The organism is Pseudomonas sp. HY2-MNA-CIBAN-0224 (genome assembly GCF_040310285.1).
Taxonomy (GTDB): domain Bacteria; phylum Pseudomonadota; class Gammaproteobacteria; order Pseudomonadales; family Pseudomonadaceae; genus Aquipseudomonas; species Aquipseudomonas helleri.
Genome location: NZ_JBEOPQ010000430.1, coordinates 1 through 279, shown reverse-complemented (window position 1 = coordinate 279; position 279 = coordinate 1). Strand labels below are relative to the sequence as shown.

Sequence of the window (279 nt, the reverse complement as noted above, 5' to 3'; positions counted from 1 at the left end):
CGCCAAATTCAGATGGCACTGCGTAACTTGCGTCAGTTTGCCCGCACCGGTAGCGCCGATGAGCTAGACATTCATGAGACCATCAAGCGCACCGCCAAAAAAGGCGTGCTCGATATTCATATGCAAGCTGAGCGGCGTAATCGTGTCAAAGTGCTGATGCTGTTTGATGTCGGCGGCAGTATGGATGTCCATGTCGAGGCTTTAGAGAAGCTATTTTCTGCGGCTAGAAATGAATTTAAAACCTTAGAGTTCTTTTACTTTCATAACTGTCTATACGAC

The 279-nt window shown here is 47.3% G+C and carries 1 protein-coding gene; it reads left to right on the top strand.

Annotation, left to right across the window (positions count from 1 at the left end; genetic code table 11):
- The coding region (locus tag AAEZ03_RS27050) for a VWA domain-containing protein (RefSeq protein WP_350582898.1) at nucleotides 1-279 on the top strand (279 nt) is incomplete at both ends.